We start from the raw sequence: 5643 nt of genomic DNA on the forward strand, positions 1-5643 counted from the left end.
TCAGGGCATCGCGCTGTCCTTCGTCAACTACACGCAAGAACTGCCCTATTTCTGCGATCACGTGCTACCGATCTTGAGGCAGGCGGGGCTTCGCGAATAATTTATTCCTGAGGCAGCCAATAATTTATTCCGGGATGACGGCAGTTGCCTGGATTTCCACTTTGGCGCGATCCTCGACCAGCGCCACCACCTGCATGGCGGCCATCGCCGGAAAATGCCGGCCGATGACCTCGCGATAGGCCTCGCCGATACCCCTGAGATTGGCAAGGTATTCGGCCTTGTCGGTGAAGTACCAGGTCATCGAGGTGATGTGCTGCGGCCCCGCGCCGGCTTCCGCCAACACCGCGACGATGTTCTGAAGCGTTTGCCGCACCTGGCCGACGAAGTCGTCGGTCTCGAACTGGCATTGCCCGTTCCAGCCGACCTGTCCGCCGACGAAGACGAGCTGCCCGCGCGCCGCGACGCCATTGGCGTAGCCGACAGGTTTTGCCCAGCCTTCCGGCTGCAGAATCGTGTGCATTCAAAACCTCCCGGTATTCCAAAACCCAATTTTCAAAATCGAACGCTCGTCAATTTGCCGCCGTCAGGCCGCGCCCATCACTTGCCGCGCAATCACCACTTTCTGCACGTCGGAGGCACCCTCATAGATGCGCAGCGCGCGGATCTCGCGATACAGGCTTTCGACGATGTGGCCTTTGCGGACGCCGTCGCCGCCGTGCAGTTGCACGGCCTTGTCGATCACCTCTTGCGCCTTGTCGGTGGCAAACAGCTTGGCCATTGCGGCTTCGCGGGTGACGCGGGGCGCGCCCATGTCCTTGGTCCAGGCGGCACGGTAGACCAGCAGCGCCGCCGCATCGACATCGAGCGCCATGTCGGCGATGTGCCCCTGCACCATTTGCAATTCGGCCATCGGCGCGCCGAACAGTTTGCGCTCGGCCACGCGTTTGATGCTTTCATCCAGTGCGCGGCGGGCAAAGCCGAGTGCCGCCGCACCGACAGTCGAGCGGAACACGTCGAGCACCGACATGGCGATGCGGAAGCCGTCGCCGGGCTTGCCGATCAGTGCGGCGGCCGGCAGGCGGACCTGGTCGAAAGACAGCCGCGCCAGCGGATGCGGCGCGATAACTTCGAGCCGTTCGGCGATACCAAGGCCCTTCGCGTCGCCAGGCACGAGGAAGGCGGAAAGCCCCTTGGCGCCCGGCGCCTCGCCGGTGCGGGCAAAGACGATATAGAGATCGGCGATGCCGCCATTGGAAATCCAGGTTTTTTCACCGGACAGAATGTAGTCGTCGCCGTCGCGGGTCGCCGTCATCTCGGTGTTGGCGACGTCCGATCCCGAGCGCGGTTCCGACAGGGCGAAGGCTGATATCGCCTTGCCGGCGCGTGTCTTCGAAAGCCATTGCTGCTGCTCCGGCGTACCGAACAGGCTGAGCGCGCCGGTGCCGAGCCCTTGCATGGCGAAAGCGAAATCGGCCAACCCGTCATAGCGGGCAAGCGTCTCGCGCGTGATGCACAAAGTGCGGACGTCGAGGGGGCCCGGATTGTCGGTGTCGAGCGCCGTAGGCTTCAGCCAGCCGTCTTGGCCAAGCTTGGTCACCAGCTCGCGGCAGGCCGCGTCGACATCATGATGATCGACTGGGAGGTTGGTCGTGCACCATGCCTCGAGGTGCTCGGCTAGTTTGCGATGGCGGTCTTCGAAGAACGGCCAGGAGAGGAAGGAACGATCAGGCATTGGTGGCCCCGCTATTGAGGCCTTGCGCACTACGGCGCCCCCCTCCCGCCAACGTCTCCACGCAAAGCATCATCCTCAATCCCCCTCGAACACCGGCTTTTCCTTGGCCACGAACGCCTTGTAGGCGCGCTCGAAGTCGCGGGTCTGCATGCAGATCGCTTGCGCCTGCGCTTCCGCCTCGATCGCCTGGTCGAGACCCATCGACCATTCCTGGTTGAGCTGGGTCTTGGTGATGCCGTGCGCGAAGGTCGGGCCGGAGACGATGCGCGCCGCCATGTCGAGCGCGTCGGCCTCCAGCGATGCGGCATCGACCAGCCGGTTGTAGAAACCCCAGCGTTCGCCTTCATCAGCCGTCATGGTGCGGCCGGTGTAGAGCAGCTCGGCGGCGCGGCCCTGGCCGATGATGCGCGGCAGGATCGCGCAGGCGCCCATGTCGCAGCCGGCGAGGCCGACGCGGGTGAACAGGAACGCGGTCTTGGCTTCCGGCGTGGCGATGCGGATGTCGGAGCTCATCGCAATGATGGCGCCGGCGCCGACCGCGACGCCGTCGACCGCCGCAATGATCGGCTTGCCGCAATTCAGCATCGCCTTGACGAAATCGCCAGTCATGCGGGTGAAGGCCAGGAGCTCCTTCATGTCCATCTTGACCAGCGGGCCGATAATATCGTGGACATCGCCGCCGGAGCAGAAATTGCCGCCATTGGAAAGGAACACCACGGCGTCGACATCGTCGGCATAGACGAGGTCGCGGAACGTGTCGCGAAGCTCGGCATAGCTGTCGAAGGTCAGCGGGTTCTTGCGCTCCGGTCGGTCGAGCCGGACCTTGGCGATCCTGCCCCCGACCTCCCAGAGGAAATGCTTCGGCTTGCGCCCGGCCATTGCGGTCATTCGCGTCCCTCCCAGTTGCTGCGGAACGAGGTCAGCATGCCGGTCAGCCGGCGCGCGTCGTCCTCGCTGACCTTGCCCAGCAATTCGCCGATCCAGCCTTCATGCGCCGCGGCAATGGCGGCAAAGGCCTGCGTCCCTTCCTCGGTCAGCCGCACCATCGAGGTGCGGCGGTCGCCATTGCGCCGCGCGCGGGCGACAAGTCCTTCCGAAACCAGCCGGTCGACGATGCCCGTGACATTGCCGTTGGAGACCAGCAGGAAGCGCGACAGGTCGCTCATCAGCATGCCTTCCGGCGCGCGATAAAGCGCTGCCATCACGTCGAAGCGCGGCAGCGTCGTGTTGAACTCCTTCTTCAGCCGCTCGCGCAGTTCGGCCTCGATCGTGCGCGAGGCGCGCAGCAGCCTGATCCACAGACGCAAGCGGTCCTTGCCGGGTCCCGACGGCGCGGGCAGGGGGCCGGCTACCATGTTTCGCCTCCTGAGATGGAAATCGCCTGTCCGGTGATCGATTGGGCGGCGTCGCCGCACAGCCACAGCACGGCGGCGGCAATTTCATCCGGCTGGATGAAGCGGCCTTGCGGGTTGGTCGAGGCGAGGCTTGACCGCGCTTGCTCGACCGAGCGGCCGGTTTTCTCGATGATGCGCTGGATGGACTCTTCCAGCATTTCGGTTTCCACAAAGCCTGGGCACACCGCGTTGACGGTGACGCCGGATTTCACTGTTTCGGCGGCAAGCGCCCGCATCAGGCCGATGACGCCATGCTTGGCGGCGACGTAAGACGCGACATAGGCGTAGCCTTTCAGGCCGGCGGTCGAGGCGATGAAAACAATTCGTCCCGTTTTCCGCGCGGCCATGCCGCTCAGCGCCGGCTTCACCGTCAGGAAGGCGCCGGTCAGATTGACGTCGAGCGTCCGCTGCCAGTCGCTGAGCGCGGTTTTGTGCGCCGGCGCGCTGCCGGCCATGCCGGCATTGGCGACGACGATGTCGAAGGCCCCACGCGCGGCTTGCGCCCTCTCGTAGAGCGCCACCATTGCCGCCTCGTCGGTGACATCGGCGGCGATGCCAGAGATGCGGTCGTTTTCGCCGGCCACCTTGGCGAGCTCTGCTTCCCGGCGGCCGCAGATGGTGACGCCGATGCCGGCAGCAGCCAGCGCCAGCGCGATGGCCCGCCCGACGCCGGAGCCGCCGCCAGTGACCAGCGCATGCTTGCCGGGTATCGTCGCGGCGGCCGTCATACTTTCAGCCCCGCTGCGGCGTCGCGCTCGGCCAGACGGTAGAGCTGGTCGCGTCCGGGCAGATAGGGATCAGGCCATTTGACACCGCGGTCGCCGAGCGTGACGGCGGCATGCAGCGTCCAGTAGGGATCGGCGAGATGCGGCCGCGCCAGCGCCACCAGGTCGGCGCGGCCGGCCATCAGGATCGAATTGACATGGTCCGGCTCGTAGATGTTGCCGACCGCCATCGTCGCCATGCCGACCTCGTTGCGGATGCGGTCGGAAAACGGCGTCTGGAACATGCGGCCATAGACAGGCTTGGCCAGTGCCGAGGTCTGGCCTGCCGAGACATCGCAGATGTCGACGCCGGCCTCATGCAGCAGCCGCGCGATCTCGACCGCGTCGGCCGGCGTCACGCCCTCGATGCCGACCCAGTCATTGGCCGAAATGCGCATCGAGATCGGCTTCTCCGCCGGCCAGGCGGCGCGCACCGCGCGGAAGATTTCGAGGGGATAGCGCATGCGATTGTCCAGCGAACCGCCATATTCATCCGTGCGCCGGTTGGTGACCGGCGTGATGAAGGACGACAAGAGATAGCCATGCGCGGCGTGGATTTCGAGCATGTCGAAGCCGCAACGATCGGCCATCTCGGTGGACGCCACGAATTCGTCGCGCACGCGGTCCATGTCGGCGCGGTCCATCGCCTTCGGCACCTGATTCTGCGGCGACCACGCGACCGCCGAGGCCGCCATCACAGGCCAATTGCCTGAGACCAACGGCACGTCAGTGCCCTCCCAGCCAAGCCGGGTCGAGCCCTTGGCGCCGGAATGGCCGATCTGGGCGCAGATCTTGGCTTCGGTTTCGGTATGGACAAAGTCGACCAGCCGCTTCCACGCCACCTCATGCTCGGGCGCGTAGAAGCCGGGACAGCCGGGCGTGATGCGCCCCTCGGGGCTGACGCAGGTCATCTCGATATAGATGAGGCCGGCGCCGCCCTTGGCGCGCTCGGCGTAGTGGGTGAAATGCCAGTCGGTCGGACAGCCGTCGACAGCCTTGTACTGCGCCATCGGCGAAACGACGACGCGGTTCTGCAGCCTCATGTCGCGCAGCTTGAACGGCGCGAACATCGGCGCGCGGCGCAGGCTGTTGCCGCCGGCGCCCGCCTGGCGCTGGAACCATTCTTCCGCGCTTTCAAGCCATTCGGCATCGCGCAGTCGCAGATTCTCGTGGCTGATACGCTGCGAGCGGGTCAAAAGCGAATAGTTGAACTGCACCGGATCGAGGCCGAGATAGCGCTCGACCTCCTCGAACCATTCCAGCGAATTGCGCGCCGCCGATTGCAGCTTCAGCACCTCGGTGCGGCGGGCATCCTCATATCTGCGGAAAGCGGCATCCAAGTCCGGCTCGGTTTCGACATATTCGGCCAGCGCCACAGCACTTTCCAGTGCCAGCTTGGTGCCGGAGCCGATCGAGAAATGCGCCGATGCCGCCGCATCGCCCATCAGCGCGAGATTCTTGTAAGACCAGCGCTCGCACAGCACGCGCGGGAAATTGATCCAAGCCGAACCGCGGATATGGTTGGCATTCGTCATCAAGGCGTGGCCGCCGAGATGTTTTTCGAAGATCCGCTCACAAACGGCGATCGATTCCTGCTGCGACATCGCACCGAAGCCGAAGGCAGCCCAGGTCTGCTCGCTGCACTCGACGATGAAGGTCGCCGTGTCGCTGTCGAACTGGTAGGCGTGCGCCCACACCCAGCCATGCTCGGTTTTCTGTCATATGACGGTGAAGGCGTCGTCGAATTTCTGGT

5 protein-coding genes and 1 pseudogene are annotated in these 5643 nt (G+C 64.9%); all 6 read right to left on the reverse strand.

The annotated features are described in order from the left end of the window. Positions 1–124: 124 nt before the first annotated feature. Positions 125–520: a RidA family protein gene (locus EN932_RS27645; protein WP_024503394.1), complete on the reverse strand. Its 396-nt coding sequence runs from the start codon at positions 518–520 to the stop codon at positions 125–127. A 63-nt stretch (positions 521–583) separates the two neighbouring features. Next, positions 584–1732, reverse strand: a complete 1149-nt coding sequence (locus EN932_RS27650; protein ID WP_127369088.1) for an acyl-CoA dehydrogenase family protein — start codon at positions 1730–1732, stop codon at positions 584–586. A 75-nt stretch (positions 1733–1807) separates the two neighbouring features. Then, complete coding sequence (locus tag EN932_RS27655) at positions 1808–2620, reverse strand: enoyl-CoA hydratase family protein (protein WP_127369087.1); 813 nt, start codon at positions 2618–2620, stop codon at positions 1808–1810. After that, a complete protein-coding gene (locus tag EN932_RS27660; protein ID WP_127369086.1) occupies positions 2617–3087 on the reverse strand; it encodes a MarR family transcriptional regulator in 471 nt (156 codons plus the stop codon). Before EN932_RS27660 ends, EN932_RS27655 begins: the two co-directional genes overlap by 4 nt. Continuing rightward, the gene (locus tag EN932_RS27665; RefSeq protein WP_127369085.1) at positions 3081–3854 is read right to left on the reverse strand and encodes an SDR family NAD(P)-dependent oxidoreductase; all 774 of its coding nucleotides are present in this window, start codon (positions 3852–3854) and stop codon (positions 3081–3083) included. Before EN932_RS27665 ends, EN932_RS27660 begins: the two co-directional genes overlap by 7 nt. Beyond that, positions 3851–5643, reverse strand: a pseudogene (locus tag EN932_RS27670) (bifunctional salicylyl-CoA 5-hydroxylase/oxidoreductase); the annotation flags it as partial. The pseudogene EN932_RS27670 and the gene EN932_RS27665, both read right to left, overlap by 4 nt.

This window comes from Mesorhizobium sp. M7A.F.Ca.US.002.01.1.1, from assembly GCF_004022955.1.
Lineage (GTDB): Bacteria > Pseudomonadota > Alphaproteobacteria > Rhizobiales > Rhizobiaceae > Mesorhizobium > Mesorhizobium ciceri.

What these genes read in the sequence shown, in the direction of transcription:
- EN932_RS27645 (WP_024503394.1), bottom strand. Translation starts at nt 520, where the DNA reads ATGCACACGATTCTGCAGCCGGAAGGCTGGGCAAAACCTGTCGGCTAC.
- EN932_RS27650 (WP_127369088.1), bottom strand. Translation starts at nt 1,732, where the DNA reads ATGCCTGATCGTTCCTTCCTCTCCTGGCCGTTCTTCGAAGACCGCCAT.
- EN932_RS27655 (WP_127369087.1), bottom strand. Translation starts at nt 2,620, where the DNA reads ATGACCGCAATGGCCGGGCGCAAGCCGAAGCATTTCCTCTGGGAGGTC.
- EN932_RS27660 (WP_127369086.1), bottom strand. Translation starts at nt 3,087, where the DNA reads ATGGTAGCCGGCCCCCTGCCCGCGCCGTCGGGACCCGGCAAGGACCGC.
- EN932_RS27665 (WP_127369085.1), bottom strand. Translation starts at nt 3,854, where the DNA reads ATGACGGCCGCCGCGACGATACCCGGCAAGCATGCGCTGGTCACTGGC.